The sequence below is a fragment of the Flavobacterium sp. genome, from assembly GCF_035456085.1.
In the GTDB taxonomy this organism is placed as follows: Bacteria; Bacteroidota; Bacteroidia; order Flavobacteriales; family Flavobacteriaceae; genus Flavobacterium.
On the sequence record NZ_DATIDY010000148.1, the window covers coordinates 35,380 to 57,328 of the forward strand.

The 21,949-nt window shown below is 35.4% G+C and carries 24 protein-coding genes; all 24 read right to left on the reverse strand.

Annotation, left to right across the window (positions count from 1 at the left end):
• Position 1: 1 nt before the first annotated feature.
• On the reverse strand, positions 2-2,368 hold the full coding sequence (locus tag VLC96_RS11750; RefSeq protein ID WP_325263131.1) for a hypothetical protein: 2,367 nt from the start codon (positions 2,366-2,368) through the stop codon (positions 2-4).
• Positions 2,369-2,411: 43 nt separating this feature from the next.
• Positions 2,412-3,377, reverse strand: a complete 966-nt coding sequence (locus VLC96_RS11755; protein ID WP_325263132.1) for a DUF6712 family protein — start codon at positions 3,375-3,377, stop codon at positions 2,412-2,414.
• Positions 3,374-4,741, reverse strand: a complete 1,368-nt coding sequence (locus VLC96_RS11760) for a hypothetical protein (RefSeq protein WP_325263134.1) — start codon at positions 4,739-4,741, stop codon at positions 3,374-3,376. Before VLC96_RS11760 ends, VLC96_RS11755 begins: the two co-directional genes overlap by 4 nt.
• Positions 4,741-5,085: a hypothetical protein gene (locus tag VLC96_RS11765; RefSeq protein WP_325263135.1), complete on the reverse strand. Its 345-nt coding sequence runs from the start codon at positions 5,083-5,085 to the stop codon at positions 4,741-4,743. Before VLC96_RS11765 ends, VLC96_RS11760 begins: the two co-directional genes overlap by 1 nt.
• A 234-nt stretch (positions 5,086-5,319) precedes the next feature.
• Positions 5,320-6,816 (reverse strand): hypothetical protein, encoded by a 1,497-nt coding sequence (locus tag VLC96_RS11770; RefSeq protein ID WP_325263136.1) that lies wholly within the window; start codon positions 6,814-6,816, stop codon positions 5,320-5,322.
• A complete protein-coding gene (locus VLC96_RS11775) occupies positions 6,806-7,372 on the reverse strand; it encodes a hypothetical protein (RefSeq protein ID WP_325263138.1) in 567 nt (188 codons plus the stop codon). The genes VLC96_RS11770 and VLC96_RS11775 overlap by 11 nt, the downstream gene beginning before the upstream one ends.
• Before the next feature lie 10 nt (positions 7,373-7,382).
• A complete protein-coding gene (locus VLC96_RS11780; RefSeq protein ID WP_325263140.1) occupies positions 7,383-8,114 on the reverse strand; it encodes a hypothetical protein in 732 nt (243 codons plus the stop codon).
• A gap of 72 nt (positions 8,115-8,186) precedes the next feature.
• Positions 8,187-8,918, reverse strand: a complete 732-nt coding sequence (locus tag VLC96_RS11785; protein WP_325263142.1) for a hypothetical protein — start codon at positions 8,916-8,918, stop codon at positions 8,187-8,189.
• Positions 8,919-8,958: 40 nt separating this feature from the next.
• Positions 8,959-9,282, reverse strand: a complete 324-nt coding sequence (locus tag VLC96_RS11790) for a hypothetical protein (protein WP_325263144.1) — start codon at positions 9,280-9,282, stop codon at positions 8,959-8,961.
• 78 nt (positions 9,283-9,360) lie between these two features.
• Positions 9,361-9,924, reverse strand: a complete 564-nt coding sequence (locus VLC96_RS11795; protein WP_325263146.1) for a hypothetical protein — start codon at positions 9,922-9,924, stop codon at positions 9,361-9,363.
• Between the two features lies 1 nt (position 9,925).
• Positions 9,926-10,324, reverse strand: coding sequence for a hypothetical protein (locus VLC96_RS11800; protein WP_325263147.1), 399 nt, complete (start codon positions 10,322-10,324; stop codon positions 9,926-9,928).
• 10 nt (positions 10,325-10,334) lie between these two features.
• Complete coding sequence (locus tag VLC96_RS11805; protein ID WP_325263148.1) at positions 10,335-11,291, reverse strand: hypothetical protein; 957 nt, start codon at positions 11,289-11,291, stop codon at positions 10,335-10,337.
• 17 nt (positions 11,292-11,308) lie between these two features.
• Positions 11,309-12,628, reverse strand: coding sequence for a S49 family peptidase (locus VLC96_RS11810; RefSeq protein WP_325263149.1), 1,320 nt, complete (start codon positions 12,626-12,628; stop codon positions 11,309-11,311).
• A 75-nt stretch (positions 12,629-12,703) separates the two neighbouring features.
• The gene (locus VLC96_RS11815) at positions 12,704-13,168 is read right to left on the reverse strand and encodes a hypothetical protein (RefSeq protein WP_325263151.1); all 465 of its coding nucleotides are present in this window, start codon (positions 13,166-13,168) and stop codon (positions 12,704-12,706) included.
• A gap of 78 nt (positions 13,169-13,246) precedes the next feature.
• Entirely contained in the window at positions 13,247-13,708 is a 462-nt protein-coding gene (locus tag VLC96_RS11820) for a hypothetical protein (protein ID WP_325263152.1), read from the reverse strand.
• A gap of 1,154 nt (positions 13,709-14,862) precedes the next feature.
• On the reverse strand, positions 14,863-15,042 hold the full coding sequence (locus VLC96_RS11825) for a hypothetical protein (protein ID WP_325263153.1): 180 nt from the start codon (positions 15,040-15,042) through the stop codon (positions 14,863-14,865).
• A gap of 28 nt (positions 15,043-15,070) precedes the next feature.
• Entirely contained in the window at positions 15,071-15,910 is an 840-nt protein-coding gene (locus VLC96_RS11830; protein ID WP_325263155.1) for a hypothetical protein, read from the reverse strand.
• Positions 15,910-16,584 (reverse strand): hypothetical protein, encoded by a 675-nt coding sequence (locus VLC96_RS11835; protein WP_325263156.1) that lies wholly within the window; start codon positions 16,582-16,584, stop codon positions 15,910-15,912. Before VLC96_RS11835 ends, VLC96_RS11830 begins: the two co-directional genes overlap by 1 nt.
• A gap of 160 nt (positions 16,585-16,744) precedes the next feature.
• Positions 16,745-16,969, reverse strand: coding sequence for a hypothetical protein (locus VLC96_RS11840; protein WP_325263158.1), 225 nt, complete (start codon positions 16,967-16,969; stop codon positions 16,745-16,747).
• 66 nt (positions 16,970-17,035) lie between these two features.
• Positions 17,036-17,317 (reverse strand): hypothetical protein, encoded by a 282-nt coding sequence (locus VLC96_RS11845; protein ID WP_325263159.1) that lies wholly within the window; start codon positions 17,315-17,317, stop codon positions 17,036-17,038.
• A 62-nt stretch (positions 17,318-17,379) separates the two neighbouring features.
• Positions 17,380-17,718, reverse strand: a complete 339-nt coding sequence (locus tag VLC96_RS11850; RefSeq protein ID WP_325263161.1) for a hypothetical protein — start codon at positions 17,716-17,718, stop codon at positions 17,380-17,382.
• Positions 17,719-17,720: 2 nt separating this feature from the next.
• Entirely contained in the window at positions 17,721-20,999 is a 3,279-nt protein-coding gene (gene dnaG / locus VLC96_RS11855) for a DNA primase (protein ID WP_325263163.1), read from the reverse strand.
• 54 nt (positions 21,000-21,053) lie between these two features.
• Complete coding sequence (locus VLC96_RS11860) at positions 21,054-21,515, reverse strand: hypothetical protein (RefSeq protein ID WP_325263165.1); 462 nt, start codon at positions 21,513-21,515, stop codon at positions 21,054-21,056.
• A 2-nt stretch (positions 21,516-21,517) separates the two neighbouring features.
• Positions 21,518-21,949 (reverse strand): response regulator transcription factor (locus VLC96_RS11865; RefSeq protein ID WP_325263167.1); only part of this gene is annotated, 432 nt, incomplete at its 5' end.

The following is a 21,949-nucleotide window of genomic DNA, read 5'->3' on the forward strand; positions in this document are numbered from 1 at the left end:
ATTAAGGTTTTTGAAAACAAGTTCGATTTCCAGTTACTTTATAAAATGCGCCTGAAGGTAAGTTAGCATCTGCATCAGCAGCGGCATCATTAGCATAAATAGGAGGTGTTAGATATACAAAAAAGCCATTTTCATCGAAGTAACCTGCCAAAGTTTCAACTTGCATATTAGTTCCTGAACTTGTTTTTTTTCCAATCCAAAAACGTAATTTATTACTTCCTGTACCTTTTCCTGTACCTGTAACCAAATCTAAATTACCTCCATTTAAATCCGCTGTTCCAGCGCCATTATTTTGTAAAACATAGAAGTTACCATTCCAATCACCAGCATATATATTACCATTTGCGTGAGTAGCCATTCCCCATATAGCGTTACTAGGAACAACCGAACCTGTAGCCACAAACGAACCCGTTTCATTTGTTTGTTTATAAATGTCTGTTCCTTGTTGTATAAAAACATCATTAGCTAACGATACAGTTATACCGGCTGAACTCAATGCAGTATGTAAATTAAAATTACCCGTTTGGTTTGTTAATTTATAGATACCTCCACTACCTTCAACACAAACATATACACTTGTTGATGACGATGCCATGCGACCCCAAGACCTAGTAGTTTGCCCCAAAGCATTGAAATTCCCTGTGCCACCTGTGAGTTTGTATATATCTCCATTTTGAACAGAAGCATAAACATTTGTTCCTAACGAACACATTCCATTCCATTGTCTTGGAGTTTGGCCCATCGCGATAAATGAACCCGTTTCGTTCGTTTGTTTATATATATCTGTGCTTGGTCCTGATATATATAGATTATTACCTGAGTCACACGTTATATTCTTAGCATTTATGGGCAATATAATTCCAGTATCAACAAATGCTCCTGAACCACCAGTTTGCTTAAACAATTTATTCGTAAAGTTAACCCCATAAACGTTCCCGCTAGGTGTTGAACACATACCGTAAAAAGCCGCAGGTATCGAGCCTTGAAGATTAAAAATTGCATTTTCAACGTAATTAATTGTCCTACCCGCAGCAACTCTTAAATTACGCCCATCTGTAATATTGTTACTTTCTTCAATTCCAAATTCCCGATTAGCTTGATTTCCTAATGTTATATCTTTTGTTGGAGTTTTTGCAGTTCCGATACCAAAAAATGTACCGTTATCAAATAATCTACTCGCTATTCCTGTTGTTGCTGTACCAAATTTTACCAAATAATTCACAACTCCATTTAATTGAGCCACTATATCAGAAGTCATTGCAACTGTACCATTTTTATCAGGCCATGTAACAGACCTAGCTGCTGTAATTGCATTTGTAAAAGTTAGTGTGAATGTATTAGCAGCGTTTCGGAGTCCAAATGTTCCGTTTGAAAATGTTTTTAAACCACCTGAAATAGTTTGAGCAGTTGTTAAATCAACAAAATATGATCTCAAATTAGCTATTAACTGCGCAAAAGTTCTTGTCTTGGTTTTAAATCCATCTTCTGAATCACCAGCTAAAATTAGATCAGCATCTGTTAAAGTAGTTGCTTTTGCAGGTATGTTTGAAAAAAAGTATGTTTTATCAAAAAAGGTTCCCACAAACTCAAATCTATTCGAAATAAATGAATATGCGAATTCAATAACTTGACCTGGTTTTAATACTAAATCTGTTTGAGTTGGGAACCAAAATTTTGTATTTATGTTTGGATCATCAGCTCCAAGGTGCTTTAAAATAATATCCGTGATTTGGAAATTTTTAATCGTTAATTTTTTACCAGAATAAGCTTTGTATTCTGGGAATATATAGACACCTGAAAATTGAGTTCTTGTTCCAGTAAATCTAATTGAAGAATAACCAGGAACATTAAAAGTAATATAAGAATTACCGCCTAGAGTTACCCACTCGGAAGATTCTTGTTTTTCGACAAAAGCATTTACCTCTACAGGAGTTGATGGCTCTGCAATATCTGCCCCAAAAACAGAAACAAAAAATATTTCAATTGTATCGTTTGGGACATCTGGTTTTTGGGCGGTGTCTAATCCTTCGGGACCTTGTATTTTTACTATTGTTCCAAACTTGGTAAAAACACCAATATCAATTCTTCGATATCCATCGGTTGCAGGTGCTATTGTGGTATTAAAATCGTCTACATTAAATAATACTTGTTGTTTTATTCTGCATTTAAACGCATTAGCTTCAATTGATAATGTATCGCCAACTTTTACTACTTCACCACGAACTAAGATTCCATCAGGCTCACTAATTTCTTTGATTCTGTCGGATAAATCTTTTGCTGTGCCATCGTACCCACCACGATCCAATTTTTCTTTCCAGTTATAGTCTGGATCATGTGGAAAAACGTTATTTGATGCTTTAATACTCATACGGCTAAATTCTTGCTTTATACATTTTTAAAATAGGACACGACTACAATGATAATATTCCCGCTGTGTCATATGGAGTATATCCCGTACCGGATGATGCCGTTTTTTTTAACGGAGATTCACATTGATTAAATTCTGATATATTAATCTCGATAAGTTCTTTGGCTACGCCTAAATATTGGATTCCGTTATTTGTTTGCTCTTCAACTAGTTTTGATAATTGATCAGCGGTTTTGCCATAACTCGTGCTTTCTTTTTTGCCATCTACAAGCGTTTCGAAGTTTACCCGCAAACCGTTTTCATCTAAAAGAAACAAACCGACGTTTGCCACTTTTGCCACTGTGAAAGCCACAATTGCTTTTTGTATTTCCGTTTTTACTTCCAAAGTGACACCTGAAACATCTGTTTTTAAATGCTCTATTAGTTCCGGGCAAAGCATGGTTTTTAAATACTGATCTTCAATCTGTCTAATTGATGGCTGTAAGGCTAAGAATGTTTGTCTGGAATTGAAAATATGATAGTATTCGTTGAAAGTGGCCGTGTTGTGAACCATTAATTTTTTGTTTTCTGTGCCAAATTCAGCCGTCCAATCGGGAAAAACATCGGGGTTTTTCTCCAAAATTTCCAATAAATAGTCCATTGCTTCGTGACCGGAGCGCAAAAGCTCTCTACGGATATCTTTTATTTGCCACCATTCGGCATTTTTTCGTTGGTCATTATTGACAACAGATATTCCAGAACTATCCATTTGAACCGAAGCGTACGGTAAATAAATAAAGTAGCCAAAATTTGCTATGGCATTGCGTAGGTGTTCGCGTGCTTCATTTTTAAGTTCAAAATGGATATCTGGAGTATTGAATTCATCTTTCAAAAAAACATGAAGATTCCCAACGTATTTTTTTGTAAAAGCATTTACTGCCTTTGTTATGTATGGCTCAAAGTCTTCGAACTGGAATGATTGAGCAAGTGATACATATTTTTTTAAATCTGCTGTGGTATCTAGTATCATGCGGTAGTCTTTTGTGTTCCTGTTGGGTTTTTGTCCAAAGTGGTTAGAATAGTATTTTCGAATCCTGGTATAATAGTATTATCCCATTTGTTGTAATCCTGAATGAATTCGAAAATTTCTAACGTGGTTTCGCGGTTGGTTTTTGAAAGTGCCTGAAGAATTAAAAAAGCCTCTCTTTTGTCTGAACCAGAACCAGCGCCCAAAGCTCCGCCTGGTATTCCTGCACCTCCAATTAGCGTGGCATCTACACCAGTAGCAACAAGTATTTCAGAGTTGGCAGCCGCCGCTTCAGGCAAATAGATGCCATCTTTTAGTTTGTCATCGATTGCAGTGATTTTGATAGCTGAGACTTGCTTTCCTGTCGAATCAGTGTACATCATTGCCTGAATGGACTTCCCTGCTTTGTCGTTTCCTACTAAGCCGGTATTGATTGAATCGACTAAATCCTGACGGATTTTTTTGCGTTCCTCTACTTTCATTTTTGCCCATTCTTCAGCATAAATGTTTTTGTAGTATTGTTCGTCAACTTCAATTAAAAACTTAATTGTCATTTGGTTGGCAAACAAAGCTTTTTTAAGTGCGGGAACGGAATTGGCCACATCCAACCAACCCGATTTTAAAATGGCGTGCCATTCACTTTCAGGATAGTAAGCTTCGTCAAGTAAAGGATAGAAAATAGGACGAATGAACTTTGTGATTTTGTTTACTTTGCAATATTCGCGCACTTCATCGGCAGACCAATAACTGTCGATTAAAGGTATTTTTTCGACAAATTGGCTTTCAACATCAACTGAACCGCCTTTTCCAAACTTTTCAGAAATATAAACGTACTCAATCAAACCGCTTTCTTCGTTCATCAATTCAAAACGACACCATGCGGTTTTTTGGCGTTTCACACGGTTAATGGTAGCGTAGTTATTGGAAAGAATATATTCAGGAAAACCAATCGAAAACCATTCTAAATCATTAATGGTTTCTTTCCAAAAACGGTTCATTTGTGATTTTCGGAAGAAAGCGTTGATGTCTGCCAATTCTGAAAGTGGGATAACTTTTGGGTCTTTTTTGCCCGAATCTGTTACCTCATTTCTCATTAAAACCAATCCGTTACCGTAATGTGCTTTTCTTAAAAAACGTAATGCAGAAGTTGCAGTTCCGTTTTTCTTTACTTCTTTGATTACTTGCTGTGGGTAGTCGTTGTTTTTGCCCCATGAAGCAATTACGCCTTGTTTGTCTTTTACATCTACTTTTACGGCAGTTACCGCACCATCCATTCGGTCAATTGAGTTTTTGAACGAAACCATTGCTGGCGAACCATTATATTCTGTAACCGCAATGTGATTTCCTAAGAATTGGCTATTTGACATTAGTAGATTATTTCTTTATTGTTAATGCTTATGATAAAATCAATGCAAATTTTGACTACGCTGCGATCGGACAATTCAATATTTCGGGTTCTGTTTTCAAAATGGTTTGCGTTTTTGGTTGTTTTGATGGGAACTAAAATATTTTCAATGCTGTCGCGATGGGTGCGGTTTGGATTTTTCTCTAAAAGAAGTCTTGCCCCGGAATAGATTTTTAGTTTACCGCCTCGTTTCGATGTGGAATTAAAAGTTCTATAAGTCAAATCGAAAGGAATCAGCGTTCCTTTTTCGTCTTTTTGGTTTAGTATGGCCAAACCTTCTTTTAATGATATTTTTTCCTTTTGCATAGTCCAAAATTCATTCTTTGACCATTTTTAAAATAGGACAGTATTTTTAGTGCAATATTCATGTTGATTTGATGCCTCTTTTCTAATATTTAAAACATTACTCTTTTGAAAACAAGCATTTTGAACCTTTAAAAAATAATATTTTTTATATTTTTTGACGATTTGGCACGCCTGTCCCTATAAATTTTCACACTTTCCATTTCCAAAAAATATGGATATATGAAAATGGATGTTTTACATTGATTGAATGCGAGATTCCGAGAGAAGCAGACTGCTTCCTTTGAAGATATCATTGTACATCGTCATGATGGGAATGTCGAAGGCATCGGTAAGGTGGGGTGCATGCTGTTGGGGGAACAGCTTATTACGTTCGTCTTTCTTTTCCTTCTCGATGCCACCTTTCAAAGCTTCCTTAGCTTCAGTGCGCTCGAGTGCAATGATAAGATCTGGGTTGTTATGCTCATTGATGCGTATCTTAGGCAATCGCATCTGATGTTCCTTAAGCATAGCATTGAGAAGAAGATACTTGTCTGTATGTGTTGGTGCTGCACCTTTGGTCATTTGGTACACAGTCCATCCGTGCTTGGTAAGCAACTCGGTTATCTGTTCGAAGTAGGTTCGGTTATCGTTAGGTAACTTATTATTACCATCATGGCCACCATATAAGTAAACGAATTTCTCATTGTGTGGTCTGTAGTAAGGAATAACTTGTTCGATAAACATATCATCCAATAGCTTAGGAGACTTGACAAAGAATGACTTTAACACTCTATAGGTATCGTCCTGTACCTGAGACACTACACAACAGTTAAATACCCCAAAATCAACCGACATGATAAGCGGTTCATTGGTGCGCACATCATTGTCCTGGTTAGAATTGAAATGCTCTGATCTGGCCACAACTCCAATAGTTTCCAGATAACTATTATTGTAATCCGTGTAGTAATGTTTGGCTGGGATAAGATTGCCATAAAAGCCATCAACAATTTCTTTGGGTCTAATGTTTAGGATTTCGGCATTATACAGGATTTCGGAGACAGCCTGGTCACGCATCTTTTTAAACCAAGCGGGATTCAGATAAGGATTGGAAAGCGCTGAAGCTTTTATAAACGCATACTCTGTTGGGTTCTTTTTGGCAACTGCTTCCATATCAGTAAACCACTTTCCTTTTTTATTTATGGGAGTTGAAGAAACATAGAACTCAGACCCCAAAAGACTGCAATCCTTAAATATTTCCTTTTTAGCCCTGTTGGTGGTTTTCACATTGGTAAAAAGCTTTTCAGGGTCAAGCAAGGCGGCTTCATCACCTAATTCGGCATAAGAGTTTAGACCACGCCCAGAATTGGCATTGTCCAACGATACCATTTGAAAGATAGAACCATTCGGAAAGTGAATGATATTGTTCCATTGATTAGGCGGTTGGTACGGCATTTCGTAACCAAGCTTTTTACCAGACCTACCAACAACAAAATCAACATCCTGATGCAAATTAAACATTGACAGCCCCTCAATGGCTGAAGGCAACGTTCTTGCCAATATCTGAGAATAAGTTGAACCAGTAAGAGCAAACGAAGCTTTAGGCATTTGCCTAACCAGTTCGCGCATATGGTAACCGAAAATAGTCGTTTTCCCGCCTCCCCTTCCCATCTCAATATATTTGTTTTTCTGAGGCGATAAAACACAGGTTAACTGCGGAATGGTAAGTTCAACAATCTTTTTTTTACTGATCATCGTCTTCTTCAGTTTTTAATTCTTCAAAATCGATATCAGTAACGTTTAAGTTATTCAAGTCTACGGAACCACTCGAAAGCATTTCCAAAAGTCTAGCCTGAACCTCTTTGTTCACATTCACGTGAATTTCCATATTTTCAAACTTCTCTGGATTGAATTCTGGATTGTCTTCGTTTGCAAAACCGCCATAATCAGCAAGCATTTTTAAAGCTTTGCTTTCGTTGGCTCGGTCGCCTTTTTGAATGCATCTTTTCAGAAAATCACGAGTATGTTCAAGCCAAACCGCCCGCGCACCGTCCACATCAGATTTTAGAACATTACCAAAAAGCTTCTCCGAGTTTCGAATATCGATGTAAGCCTGAGCTTGTGAAATGCCTTTTTCATTAACCCATTTATTTACAATTTGCTGTGATGAAAAATGATTCAACCGTAAAGCAAAAACCTCGTTCAACCGATTAAGGATTGCCGTGTTGGTTTCGCTAAGCGGAAAATGCTCAGGATTGATATAGTGCGCCAAAATCTTGTCAAACGTGCTGTCCCCACGCTTTACAAGCATATTTCTTTTTTTATTTCCCATCAATCAAATTACTAATGATGATTAATTTCTCGTTTTGTTGTAACAGATTTTCTTCCTGTTTGGATATCTGACGTTCAATTTTATTTCTAATATCTAAAACTGTAATTTTTGGTAACTGTTCACGGTTTTGTTTTAGCCTGGCATTCAATTTAGAAATTGAAGCATACAACAATTGTTGTTGGCGCAATAATCCCGCAGGTGTCAAATCTTCAAAGCCGTGTTTTGGAGCTTCGGGAATTATTCGTTTTTCCAAAAACAAATCAATCTTTTGCCAACACAATTCATTTTTGCGAAAATTGCTGGCAATCTTAAGTTGAATTTCTAATGCAGCTTTTTCTGCATGTTGCGGTAATTCATTCAAATTGACTTTGAGCAAACAATTCTCTTTAAACAATTGATTGGCTTCGAGCAAAACAGGGCGCAATGCTTCGGGTAGCTGATGGAATAAAACAGCGTTTTTTTGTTCCGTATTAGAAACTTTTTCTGGTCCCGGAACAACAACTTTTGCTATCGAATTTTTAACCTCAGTAACAAATTCGTTTTGGGCATGTTTTTCAATAAACTTCTTCAATTCATATTTTAGCTTTTCGCTATTGAATGAATTGTTCTTTCGCTGAAATGTTTTCAGTAAAGTTGGATTGTGCTTTGGCAGTTGACTATAAATGAGAACTCCCGAAGCATAATCACAACCATCGTTAAACCAGTTTTGTAGAATTTCCATACTACAAATATGGAAAGTGTGAATTTTTTACAATAGGACATAAAAAAACCCGCTAGGATTAGCGGGCTTTGTTTATTTTTTATTTTCTATAAGCTTGTAGAGATGTTGCCTGCAGCTTCTATGAAATGCTGAATTTAATTTTAAAATAATTTTATAAGCCTCTGTAATATCATCTCCAAATTTATTTGATAAAGCTAAACTTTTCTCATATAATAAATCTCTCTTAATTTCTGCTTCACTTATATTGCCTGAATCAAATATTCTCCTCAATTCCGTATATTCTAAATTAATTCGAATCAAGCTATGAATGTAATTCATTTTTAACATTGTAAATAATTCCATCGTTTTTTGTTCCATTTCATTCAATTGAAGTTTGAATTCTATATCATCCACAAATAAATCAAATTTGGCTCTACTATTTATATAATTTGTCCAGCAATCGTTTATTATTTTTTTATGCTCATCTAAATCTTTATTAACTTTAATATCTGCTCCCCCCATATTGGAATCCATTAAACAATGTAACCACAAAAAATACTTTTCGTTTAAATCAACTATTGCATTTCTTTCCTCCCCAACTAAACCTGCAAATACATTATTAAATAACGATAAACTTGATCTTAATTGCTCTGTCTCTTTGGTAAATGAGTGTTTAACATCCTCAACAATTTTGGTAATTTCTCCGATATCCTCTTTAGTAGCAAGATTTTTTCCGCGTTCTTGAAAGTAACTTTTGAATAACGCTAAGTACAAACCAAGTGCAGTATTTGCACACAATAAAAATATTTTTAAAAATTCTTCCATATGTTCTTTTTATACTAATGTACAAAAAAAATCAAATTTCCTACTTTTTATCCAATACCTCAGTATGCAAATCAAATGCACTTTTCAAGCACCAACCCACTTCAAGGCTTTTCCGTACTTCGATTTTTTTATCTTTCTTTTTTCCAACTTCGGTATAAGATTCTACAACATAGGTATGTCTAACATAACCCAGCAACATCAAAATAACATTCAATTCATAATCTGAAATGCAATTTACCGGGAATGTTCTAAAAAGAAACTCCAATAAATCATTTGTTGTCATTTTCACATTTGCATTTTCCGGATTGCTTGGAGTAAATTGTTCAGCTATGAAATTTTTTATGGATTCGAAATAATCAAGCATAATTTTAAAATTTAAATCATCAAAAAAAGCGTTCTAATTGATAGAACGCTTTTATTACAAACTAAAAAACAATATAGATTAAGCTTCAGCTACCAATTGAATATCTTCTTTGTAGATTGGGGCAGGGCTGAAATTTTTATCAGTAAAAGTAATTGTCGCACCACTTTTCCCTTCAACGGTTGGTTCGATATTATGTTCGGCTTTTGCCAGTGCTGGCAATCTTGACGAACCTAATTGGCGAACATTCCCATTACCAAATTCCTCAAAAAGAATGATCAATTTTTGGTTTTTAATCCAACGACAAAAACCAAGGATTTCCGCATCGGAACCAGCAACTTCAACCGCTAATTCATTTTGATACAAAATTCGTCCAGTCTCTCCAATCGGAGTAGATTTGATTGACCCAGTTTCAGTAACGGTTTCAATTTGGAAAAATTTCTTTCCTGTTTTAAAAGCGTGTGCTGTCGCTATCTCAACCAATTCTGCAAAAGTGGTCGCCACATTTGCGGGAACGGGATCGCCCAGTTTTTTAGGATCATTAATTGTCTCAAAATCAGAATGCAAAGCATAATACACTTTGCCAACTAAACCAGAAACTGGTTCAGCGCTTTCGCCTCCGATATCTTCTAATGCTACTGCCATATTATACTTTTTTTAAGATGAATGATTTAACAGAAGCCAAATGTTCTAAAACATCAGCATGATTGCTCAAAGCTTCTTCTTTCGTGTACACTTTGCCTTGGAATGTGAATTGGCTCACTGCAAATTCATATTCAGTACCATTCTCAGCAATAAATCTTCCTGAAGGAATCAATTCCGCTTCAAGCGATTCATGAGAAATTGTTTCATTTTTTTCTGTTTGGGACAAAGGGTGAGTATGAGCCACAACAACTTCCTGATTTACTACAGGAGTTTCAGAAGCATATGGAGCAATAACATCTGGATTTACTACAGCAGTTTCAGAAGCTATTTGAGTTGTATTTTCTGTATTAACACCAACAGTCTGTTCGACTACTGGTATTGTTTTTTTCTTTTCTGACATATCCTAAAGATTACGGTTTATAAGCATAAACCAATTGGTTATAATCAAATCCAATACCTTCGTACCAGTCTAGCATCAAAGCAACCTCACGTTTTGCTTCTTCCACTTTTGGGTCTTTCATTCCGTTTACTTTACGCAAATGAACGAAGTTGTCTGCTGGAGTAGCCCAGATGTAGCCAGAACCTGCCATTGATGGCAAAGCAACCAATTCCACATTTTCCGAAAAATCAACTGTTTTTTGACCCGCAACATAGTTCACGTCATTTCCGTGAGTGTTACGTTTGTCTCTGAAATAGTTTTTCAAAAACTTTGGTTCCATAAACAATTTCATTTTTACGCCTTCCAATGCTGGGTTGTGCGCAAAAACATCATCGCTAAATTCCTCAATGCATTCAAACATTGTGGTTGGAGTTGGCAAAGCTGTCAAAGCGATTGTGTTCATTGTTCCTGCCAATAAGCCAGCATCAATGATTTTTTTCAACCCGTCCAATGTTCCGGCTGTAGTTCCTGCTACCCCAGGAGTAGGAGCAACATAAGAACCTCCCCAATAAGCTTTCGTTTCCATATCGTGCGGAATTTGAGGAACAACATGTTTTTCCAACAAATAACGAACGATAGGCCATTCAGCTCTTTCAGCTTTGTCTATCGAAGCCAAGAAACCAAGCCATTTCCCTTTTACATCGTCTGGATATAAGGAAATATCGATTTTCGCGTTACGCAAAACGATTTCGTTTGGAGTAAAAGTAATATCACCTTTGGCTGTAAACGTTTTTTGGAAACCTTGGACAATCTCACCCAATGCAGTATTGGATGAACGATACACATCATTTTCTGTAATGATTGGTACCGCATGAGATGGCGTAACTGAAGGCTGACGGATTTGTTCCTTCAAGCTATCCATATTTTGCCCCTCATTTACATAGCGAGCCCCAAAGGCTGTTACTATATCTGTAGCGATTATTGACATATTTAAAAAAAATTAAGTTAATTATTCATTGCAGCAGAAATGTCAATCCCGTCAACAACATTAGATGTGGTTCCAGAATTATTCACGTCAACTTTTACGTTCGTTGGTTTTGCACCATCTTGACCGCCCATTTCGGCAACTTTCGTAGAAAGCGCAGCCGTTTTTTCGGTTAGAGTTCCTGTAACATCCAAACCAGCGGATGTCAACATTTCATTAATCGATGCTTCAAGAGCAGTTACAGTTCCTTGAGAAGCCGTTAATTGGTCATTCACTTCGGTATTAGCCAAAGCAGCATCTAATTTTGTTTGTAGGTCAGTATTGGAAGCATCCAATTCAACCAAACGATTTTCCAAAGTATCCAGCTGTTCGGCATTCAAATAGCTTCCATTTTCTTCCGTGGAAGCCAATGGAGCATCTAAACCCAAAACAGCCTGCAAGACTAGCAGTGTTTTTGCGCTCATATTTTTATTAGTATTTGATTTTGAATTATTTTGTTGTGAAGAAGATGCTAATTCAATTACTTTATTGATAGCATCTTGTAAAGTTCCAATCTTATCAACTAAACCTTCTTGAATGGAATCTTCTGGAGAAAACAAATCTCCTTTTAATGCATTTTCCGATATTGTTGGTCTGAATCTTTTTAAGTCTGCATGAAATACAGAAGCCGACGGATTAAGAATTTTATCAATCAGAGGTTTGGTATCGCCTTCTTTTAGCGCTCTAGATTGTTTGTTTTTTTCTGGCGACAAATCAGAATAAACCTCAATAATTGAAGCTCCTTGTTGTTCTAAAATACCATCTGTATTTACCTTTAAAAACATTGAACCAATACAGCCAATAAAATCAGCGTATTTATTGATAAATGTATATTTTGAAGCTGCAAACATATAGTAAGCGGCAGAACCGCAAATGTCATTGGTATAACTGACAGTCGGTTTTGGATAATTAAAAATATAATCAGCAATTTCAGGAGTTCCTGAACCTTGCCCTCCACCTGAATTATAATCGAATACTACTCCAATTATGTTTTCTTCAGCTTTCCATTGCTCAAGCATGGCCATCATGGTTTGTGTTCCAGATGGGCCACAAACTTGGTCATACTTAAAAATAGGATGATGGATATTTAATACGGCAACTGATTTATTCTTTGGAGAAAGATTCTCATTGGTGCCAATAGCTAAGCCTTTATCAGAAATAAAAGAATGTGTAGTTGAAGCAAGTGGAATTGTGTTTTCAATTCCGTTTAAGATATTTATCAAATAAGGCAAAAGGATTGATTTGCTTTCTTCAGCAAACATCCAATTTGAACTTAATAAGGAATAAGTGTTTTTTTTCATTGACAAAAAATCTGTATTGTTTAATCGACAATACAAATTTTCATCATATCAATGTTTTAAAATAGGACAGTGATTTTAAGGAGTGTAATACACTGGTCTTTTGCGGGTTTCGCCTTTTATACGTACTTCGGTGTAGGAGTCACCACCTACCTTAGAGCCGTCATTTATTTCATAATTCATGTACAAAGGTTCTTTGTTGGTACCATATAATTTTTGGAAATCATTATTCAATTTTCCGCGTCCAACGCATGGCTGATTTGCATATTGTTCCAATAATTGTTCCAATGCCTCGCTTCGGGTAATTAAACGGAAAGAAATGTTTATCTGCTGAATTTCACCTTCAGAGGATTGTTTTGGATTTATATCGGCAATTATTGAATCTGGATCAATGATCGCTTCGACATCATTTTCATAAGGTGTAAAAATTACATCCTTAGAGGTTGTGTCTGTCACTACAAATGGCCAGTTCGAAGTTTCTTCTAAAAGGAACAATTCAAATTCGGCAAACCCTGGTAATTTTTCGTCATTAGTAAAATTCATAATTCCTAAAATTTATTTTTATAAAACTGTCGTATTTTTCCGCCTTAGTATTGTTAAGATTACGCGGTTTTTTAACTATTAATAAACTACAGTGTTAGCTTTTTTTAACTTTATTTTTTCATCACAATGCCTTTGGTAATTACGGTACATACTTTCAAGTTTCAATTCATTTTCATTGATATCATACAATAACAGAAATAATTTTACACTTTGCCAGGCATTTGATTTTCCTTTTGCTAATTCTACATCTACAAAACTGTGAAAATCTTCAAAAAATAGGCGTTCTAAACAAACACCTAAGAATTTCAGTTTTTTACGACTCACATTAAAACCTTTGGTATTAAAATACATTTCTGGGATATCCATTTTATAAGTATCAAATCCTTTAAAATCGATATCAGATGTGTCTGCATCTTTATCTATTAATTCAAGAAGAAGAATACCGATGAAAGTTTTTTTTGAAATGGTATGGATATTGCCATATTTTTTAATCAGGTATTTTTTTACATGTTTTTTTACAGGTATGCGTATTTGAATCATTATGTGTTATTTGAGGCACAACGAATTTAAACAAAAACTGAGCCAAAGAAATTGAAAAAAAAGTCGTTTTTTTTTTAAAAACCCTCTCAAAACCTGTAAAAAAGTTCCACAGTTCCACAACGCTGTAAATCAACACTTTAACCATAAAAACATAGTCGGAACTTGTGGAACTATGGTTAAATCTGTAGGAACTCAAAAAAAAAGTTCCACAAATTCCACAACAATTCCACAAAAAAATTTAATACTTATTTAGACTTAATACATTGATTTATATATAGATAATATCTATTATATAAAGTATAATTTTGTTTTGTGGAACTGTGGAACTTTTTTACTCTCTTTTTTACAGAAAATCAAAAATTTGCAAAATTTTTCAAATTGGGGGGTTCGGGGGGATTGTCGAAACTGAAATTTTGGTGCGGTTTTGATATTAGGTATGTATTATTAAGAACGCTTCTGCGGTGCTATTATTAATTTGAAACCCGATATGTCCAATTAGAGAGAATAATAGATACAGAACGATATTTTATACCTTTGGGGTTTAAAATTACCGTCCGATGTGTTTTACAACTGAAGAAGTCGATATCATGCGAGCCATATTTAAGCAATTGGAACCAAATACAATCGAAAGCCTACAATTCTATACAAAAGACCATGATAGACGAACAGGATGTACAATCGTGATCAATAACAAATGGAATAAACCAATATGTGTTTTCCAAAATTTTGAGCCATTATCGCCCTACCGAATGAAGCTCCTTATGCGTTTATCGAAAAAAATTACTTATCCGATTCATATATCGAAACCTCATGAGGATGTTATGATGATTGGATGGAAGGTCTAAACTAAAAAAAACCGCTCGAATGGAGCGGTTATGATAAATTATTAGTTAAAATAAAATCCTATTTCGGCAAAAAAGGATCTAACTGTTTAATTGTCATTTTTGTTTTTAGACCAAACCCTCCTTGCATGTAAATAACACTAGCTTCAGGAAACTCTTCTATCCTGATTATGTGAGCTACATTAATACAATGTGTTACGCCGTTCAAATCGATTACATTAATAAATTTCATTTGTTATTGCTTTTAAGTTATAGTTTCAAATATATAGACATTTCAGGATTAGGCAATGGATAGGTATAAAAAACCTCCGCTTAGTGGAGGCTTTTTGTTGCTAAATAGTTATTGATACAAGTATGAATTTTCCCTTCTGAACAATTAAATTCTTGTGCTAACTGCGAAATAGTATTCATTGGATAATACCGCCAACGGTCAACTATCATTTTTTTGGTTTCATCACTTAGAGGCGGACTTCCTTTCATTTGCTTTTTCATGACCTTTGTTTTTTTCATTAGATAAAATTCAAGACGCAATTGCATCATAAATAGACATTTTCCCAGCAATAACTTCTTGTAAATTCTTATCTGGAATATCAGCAAAATCTATATCGCAAATTATTCCGCAACTTGGCATAATCTCTTTAGACATTCGTCCCGCTTTAGGATTTAATTCATCCAGAAAAGTTCCATTAATACAACTGTGCCCTACTTTTCTCTCTAAAATTGCCATTCTGGAAAAATGAAAAGGAAAATCATTTCGAATTCGATTCCAATATCCTTTACCTCCCTTAACACATCCAATACAATTATTATTGCTATATCCAAGCTTATACATTTCTGGTAATTCAATCCCTGCATTGATTAAAAGACCTGCGCATTCATTCTTGTCAAGTCCTTTTTCAATTAAAGGGAATAAAGGTTTTGTATTTGGGTATTGTTGTCCGTGGCGAATCGCTCTATTAATTTCTTTTTTTACATATTCAAAACCCCAGACTTGATTTAAAATAATCCTGTCATTAAAAAGCGTCAATTCATTAGCTTTTTCAAAATCAAAGCGAACTTGCTTTTTCAGTTTCTCTGTACATGGCGCACCTTGTGGTGTATTAACTGCTCCTGTTTTTTCAATAACTTCAAATTGATGTTTAAAAACTTTGCTTTTAAGAGGTTTTATTTCTTTTCCATACCATCTTTCACAGTCGGATTTAAAACGTTCGTTATCTGGATTGGCTGTATCTATGTGAATGTAATACAGTTCCACATTTGGATATAATTCTAAAGCTATTTTACAAGCAACTGCAGAAGTAATCCCCGCAGACCACCATCCTAAAACAAAACCATTTTTTAGAGTTGGATTTCCTGACATTAGCAAAAATCTAAAGGTTTCTCAATTCGTTCAAACTCGTAAAGCCAAACAAAAGGGCTTTGAATCCAATTATCACAGCCGTTTATTGTACACCAAACCGCTAAAAACCCAAATTGATGCTCTAGAAAAGGACGTGGTATTGGCCAACCTCTTAATCCTTCCAAAACTTTTAGATCATTGTGTTTTAAACGATTTTTAGCTCCCTCTGCAATTGCATCTTCTTCACTTATTTCCTGCAATCTTTCAATCCTGATAGATTTTATTTTTAGGAATATTCTACAGGCTTCTTTTGGCATGAAAATCGATGGTCGCCATTTTGCTCCGGGATAATCATTATTAGCTTTATATCCATAGCGTAAGAATTCTAAAGTTTCTGAATCTAGTACATCGTGAGATGTTTCCCTTACCCAAAACACATCATCTACATTGTAAGGACATTTAATGTCTAAATTTTTGTGGCCATTCGTAAATTGTACATACAGATTATTATTTCTGATATAGAATGCAGTTTGATCGTCTTCTGGTTTATCAAATGAATTTAATAGTCTCCAATCATCAGAATTTTTATTGATTTCTTCCAATCCTTTGGTTCTACGGGTCTGTGTTTTTCTATCCTCCAAAATAGCCTGAACCATTGGAGTAGAAAATAATATTGAGTGGTATTTTGTTTTCATAATTACCAGAAATAAATTAATAATGGAATAGCTGAAGAAATAGCACCAAATGCAAACCACAATATTCTGGTTATGATCAAGTCACTTCTTTTTTCTTTCAGTTGTAGGCTGTGTAAGCAGGCTTCTTTGTGAAGCCCGCATACGTTACATTGTTTATTTCTCATAGTTGTTTAGGAGTATGAATGAAAGCTCTATTTACCCAGTAGCCTGTTCCAATATCTTTTTTAGTAAACAAAAAATTCAGGTTCTCGGTATTATTACTGAAAGTAAAATAAGGCGTTAGCTCTTTTTTCAAATCTGAAATTTTTTTTCTTGCTTCAGTTGTATCTGATGTACTAAGTACGATTTCCTTATCAATGCTTAGTGTAAATGTATCTTGTGACATAATTAATTGTTTGATTGTGGTTTAAACGGTAGAACTTTTTTTACTTCGGGGTTCTGCTGTCAATAATTATTCTTCTGTACTGGATGGTTCTGCAACTGGAGGCAATACTGAATCAATTTCAAAGTCTCCAGCTTCTACCCGATAGTTTTTTTGGTGAATGGTTTTCTTATATCGTGTAGATCTCTTTTCTTGATTATCCAATAACACAATGGACAATTTCAATTCTTTCTGAAGTTGACTGATTTTTTTATCCGCTTCTTCTCTTTTTGAAGTATTTAATACTTCTTTACCATTTTCTAAAACCGTGAATCTTTTTGGTTTTACTGTTTTTTCATTTAGATTTTTCATTTGTTGTTTTAATTAAAGGGATTAATAATATTAATTTTTCATTAGCAAGATTTTCTACAGTTTCACTTCCTGTAAATCCTTTGTTTGTGGCATGTGCACGGGCGAGTGCGTTTATCGCTTTGATGATATTTTTTTGTTTCATATTTTCTTAAAGGTTTTGTTTTTTCAATAAATGAGACTTCGTCAAAATGGCCTGCTAATACCCAGATTTGTCTGGATTGATACAATTTCCTAAAAACTTCCATATTCGTTCCTTCATGAAAGAAATAAGGCTGATTGCAGAATGATCCATCAAAGTTCTGCTGAAAATACATGCAGCCGTATTTTTTACCACCTAGTTCATTCGAGAAATCCGAGGCTTTGGCCACTCTCAAATTCAAGATTACTGCTTTTGATGTCATAACTATTTTGCTTTTAACCAATCGGGATCTTCTTCTGAACTTCCGTTATTATAAACAGCCTCCCCTTTTTCTTCATCTTTATTTGGAGCGCTTCTTAGTAGATTCAAAACCCCTCCTTCATGCATCATGGTATAATCAAATATGTATGCCGATGTCGAAGTGTCATCAAATCGTACTGATTTCACAGAACCAATGAAATATTTTTTGGATTTGAAATAATTTCGCAAAGTGTTTTCGCCAATCACTTCAACGCCTTCACGTGTCGATGTTTCTTTGTGATATAGTTGATGTACTGCATTCAATCGCAAATACAACACTTGGTGTCTAGTTTCATTTTTCCATTCAAAATCAGCTTCACCTTTCTTGGTTTGCAATTTCAGTGTATGAGGCGTATCAATGATGAAATGCGTGTTTTCTTTGAGTAAAGGAAACGGTGAACGATCGCGTAAATATTCCAGTGTACGCCAGAATTCTGCCAAACCTTCGCTTTCAATGATCAAGTCTGAACTGTCGATTATGGCTTCTTTAAATTGATCCTGCATTTGCTGATACGTAAAAGGAAACTGGAATTTGTCGAACAAAATTTTCATTGGAGTAAGCAAAACGGTGTAATTCTGCAACATCCTTTCCTGATAGTCGGTATTTTTCAATTCTCTTTTTAATTCTTTAGTGATTTCAGCATACACACGGTGATAAGCTTCTTCAATTTCTGGACGATACTTTATGATTTCCAAAATCAAACTGGTTAAACCTTCCTCTTCCCACGATTTTAGCAAAGTATATTCGGCCACTTCTTCAGTTGAGAAATTATCTTGTGGCTTAATCACATGTTCAATCACGCTTCGGGTTGTAATGGAATTGTCATCCCAACTGGACAAATACTGCGAAAGAATCACCAAAAAGCAATTGACCTTTGTCATTTTGGTTTTATTGTCACCAGTATTTTGACCAATTTCACGGCCACGATTGTCATACGATCCTTTGATCGATTGTTTCATTTTGATATCGGTAGAAACATCGTTGAATTCCTCCAAAAGTGTAATCGTGTTTGTCGTTCTGCCTAACCTTCTTGAAAATCCCGAAATTGTTCCGCTGTTCAAATCAAAAGCAGGTTGTTTATATGAAAACACCGCAGCCAAACTTTCAGCAAATTTGGACTTACCAGAGCCTTTCTCACCAGTTAAAAACAGTATAGGCGATATCTGATGTGTCTTTACAAATAAATCCCTGAAAAGAGCAAAAAATGTACAGGCAATCCCAGTCACCGCTTTTTTGCCATAGACTTTATGCATTTGCTTCATCCACGCATGAAGCGCAACTGGAGACTGCTTGAAAACCAAATAACGGTCATTCTCATAAGGATCATCACCTTCTCGCGAATGGCTATACATAACTGAAGCAGAAGGTGAATAAAAATGCTTCACATCTTCAACATAATCACTGTCTACTTTTACACCAGTGTCCAGTTGAATAATCCCATATTCATTTGGCGTTTTAGAAATGCCATTATGATAAACACAATTTGCGTAGGCAAAAAAGCCCTCCTGTTGCTGCCAACCCAATGTTTTTAATTCATGAGCAGTTATAAAACTTCCCAGGATATCATTCTTCAAAATTTTAAATTGATTGGCCGTAACTTCAGCAGTAAAAACAAAATTCCCTTCGTCCAGCAGCTTGCATTCAAATTTTGTCATTTGGTTAAAATCAGCAGAATCGAAATCTATCAGTCTTTTGATACCGTTTTCATTAACCACTTCACACAAACGCTTGTTATCCTGCTTTCCATAAACGTGAAAAAGCGGTGTGATCCTGAAATTTGAACCTTTGTAAAAACTGTTTTTCCCTCGGAAATACACATTGTTTTCGTGTGTTACATAGCTTTTTTCTAAAAATTGTTTGTAGTCTGCACCTGGGGGCAAGCCCAAAGTTTCTATTGACTGGGTTTCTTGCCTTTCAGATTGTGCTGCTTTGACTTCGGCAACTTTATATAAGCTTTCAATTTTTTCTTTTATTACTTTTTCTGGCTGTTTAATAATTTTGGCACATTGCTTTTGATAAGCGTTTCTTTTGATATCGTCTTTGATTTGAGACAACATCAGAGCAATTTCAGCCACAGCATTCGAAAGCTCGTTTGGGTCATTGGAAGCCTTGTTTTTTAATTTCATGGTTTTCCAATTCACAGCATCTTCAGCATTGCCAAAAAGCATTTTTTCGACATGCTCCGTTTTTCGAGCGTAGCTGTCCGGGTCTTCTTTTTCGGGAAGAATTACAACTGAAACTTTGAAACCTTCAGCCAAAAGAATATTAATGTCTTTCAGTGCTGCTAAAGTTCCTTTTTGCTCGTTGCCTTTTTCGTCCAGTCCGTCATTGTCTCGCATGATTATGACATGATCAGCAAAACGATGAAGTAATTTTGTTTGTTCAGGCGTTAATGAAGTTCCTCCAGTGGCTACAGCCAATTCGCAACCGTGTTGCGAAAGCCCGGTAACATCGGTATAACCCTCAACCAAAAATGCTGCTCTGGATTTTGATATACTTTCTTTATTTTCAAACAAACCATATAGAACATGGCTTTTACTATAAATTTCCGTTTCCTTAGTATTGATGTATTTGGGACCTTCTGCATCATTAGCACGGCGACCGCCAAAACCCAAAACATTACCTCGAACATCCCTAATAGGGAAAATCAGTTTTTCTCTAAAAAAGTCAAAACTATTGCCTTCTTTGGTAATTGACAATCCAACAGCGACTGCCTGTTCTAACTTCCCTCTCTCAATAAGCGGATTGGTGATATATTTGAAATCTTTTGGAGCGTATCCAATACGAAACTTTTCTATTGTGCCATTTGATATGCCTCGATCAACAATCATTTTTTTTACCCAATGATCATTTCCACAGTTTTTAAGCTGCATTTCATATTTCAAGCATGTTGAAACTGTAACATCATATAGTTCCTGTTTACGGCTTCTTTTTCTTTCAGCTTCTTCAGACAATTGTTCCTCTTCCAAAAGAATACCGCTGATGTCGGCAATTATTTTGATCGCTTCACCAAACGAAACATTTTTATACGCTTGAACAAAACTGATACCGTCCCCACCTTTTCCTGTAGAAAAACATTTGTACATATTAAGGCTTGGAGTAACAAAAAAGGAATCTTTACTTGAATTAAAAGGAGACTCACAAGTCCATTTGGAGCCGGCACGTTTTAGCTCACAAAAATGACCTATGATTTGTACGATATCGGCATTTCTAACAGAGTCTATTGATTTTTCGGTATACATTAGATTTATTTAAGAATGAGATTATAATATTGTGAAACTGTCATTTTTGAAGTGTCAATCAAAAAACCCTGTTTGCACGATAATTGTCTCTGAACCGATAACGGGAAATTCAAGGATGAGCTTGTCAATACGTTTTTGTAATTCATTCTGCTTGGAAGAATAATAGGCGCGTAGTGTCTTTTTATCTTCGAAGGAGATATTTTTTGATTCTTCAAGTGAAATGCGTTGGTTCCCATACATTAATTGTTCTTTTTCTAATTTTTGTATTTCAACTGAATTTTTAGTTTGTTCCAACATCAAATGCAGCGATGCTAGTGTGCATATTGCGTTGGCTGGTGATCCATTTGTCTTTAGATATTTATTAAAGGATTCAAGTGCCGAAAGTTGATACACCTTCATTAGTGACTTAATAAAAAGTTGTCCTTGTGCAATTTCGAATTGCCATGTTTTTGGAAATGTCGTTTTGATCATTTCAACCGCTTCGGGTCCACTATAGGTAAAAGTTGATAAATTCATGATTACTGGATAATTTTTTGGTTAATAGCTTTGGTAATTAATCCTGATTTCGATTTTACCGAAGCCTTTTCAAATAAATGTTGTTTATGAGAATTCAATGTGCTTTCTGATATTTTGAGCTTGTAGGCAATTTGTTTATCTGCCAAATCAGAAGCCATGAGGTTGACGATTTGAATTTCTCTGGTAGTTAAGGGGTAGCCATCGATAGAAATACTTTTAGACTTCCATTTTAGGCATTTGCAATTATTGGAACAGATGAAATTATCTGATTTATTAAGTTTTCCGTTTTCGTTAAAATCGGCAATATGGTCGGCGGCGCCATAGATGCAAAAAGCATATTGTTCGATTGCTTCCTCAGGGCTTAAGTGCCTTAAGTCTGCAAATGCCACTTCGTCTTTTATAAATTGCTCAAAAATTTGGGCTTTTTTATTCGG